At 69.0% G+C, this 1,262-nt stretch carries 1 pseudogene; it reads left to right on the forward strand.

What is annotated here, in order from left to right:
• Window positions 1–432: 432 nt before the first annotated feature.
• Window positions 433–1,262 (forward strand): annotated as a pseudogene (locus FMEAI12_RS30375) (helix-turn-helix domain-containing protein); the annotation flags it as partial.

Below are 1,262 nucleotides of genomic sequence, written 5' to 3' on the forward strand. Positions count from 1 at the left end.
GCGGTTCGGGACCGACCCGGATTCCACCGACCCTGTGGGGTGCCAGAAGTCGGCTTGGGCCCGTGAGCTGGGGTGATGCGACGGTGCGGCGGCCGGCATGATGGTCAGCCATGTTCGTACGCCTGCTCTATCTGATCTTCGTGCGGGTGTGTGGCTGGCTGGTTCTCCTCGGTCGTTCGTCGGCGTCGAAGGACATCGAGTTGCTGGTGCTGCGGCATGAGGTTGCGGTGCTGCGCCGTACCCAGCCCAAGCCCCGGTGGGACTGGGCGGACCGGGCGGTGCTCGCCGCCCTGATCCGACTTCTCCCCAAGGCACTGCGAGCGCACCGGCTGGTCACTCCCGGCACCGTCCTGCGGTGGCACCGCCGCCTGATCACACAGAAATGGACCCTGTGGGGCTCCAGAACCCCGATTTGGGCGGTGACCTGCGCGTTTGCCCGCGGGGCGGGGCCCGTGTCGGGCAGGCTGGGTGGTCATGGTGTGGTCGCTGCTCTACGCCCTGACACGGAACACTCTCGGGCTGATGCTGCTCCGGATGCGTGGGGACACCTCGAAGGAGGCGGAGCTCCTTGTCCTGCGACATCAGGTGGCGGTGCTGCGCCGGCAGGTGAACCGGCCCGGTCCTGGAACCGGCGGATCGGGTGATCCTCGCAGCCCTGTCCCGGCTGCTGCCCCGGTCCAGCTGGGGTTCGTTCTTCGTCACCCCGGCCACCGTGCTGCGCTGGCACCGTGACCTCCTCGCACGCAAACGGACCTACCCGCGGAAGTCGCCCGGTCGGCCGCCGGTCCGCCGGGAGATCCGCGAGCTGGTCCTGCGCCTCGCACGGGAGAACCCGACCTGGGGCCACCGCAGGATCCAGGGAGAACTCGCCGGGCTGGGCTACCCGGTCGGAGTCGCCACCGTCTGGCGGATCCCGCACCGCGCCGGCATCGACCCCGCACCCCGCCGGGCCGACACCTCCTGGCGCACCTTCCTGTCCGCCCAGGCCTCCAGCCTGCTGGCCTGCGACTTCTTCACCGTGGACACCGTGTTCCTGCAACGGATCTACGTGTTCTTCGTCGTCGAACACGCCACCCGCCACGTCCATGTTCTCGGGACCACGAAGCACCCGACCGCAGCCTGGGTCACCCAGCAGGCACGGAACCTACTGATGGACCTCGACGAACGTGGCCACCGGTTCCAGTTCCCCCTCCGTGACCGCGACACCAAGTTCACGGCTTCCTTCGACGCCGTCTTCACCGGAGCCGGCATCGACGTGGTAC

This window comes from Parafrankia sp. Ea1.12 (assembly GCF_900465275.1).
GTDB classification, from domain to species: domain Bacteria; phylum Actinomycetota; class Actinomycetes; order Frankiales; family Frankiaceae; genus Parafrankia; species Parafrankia soli.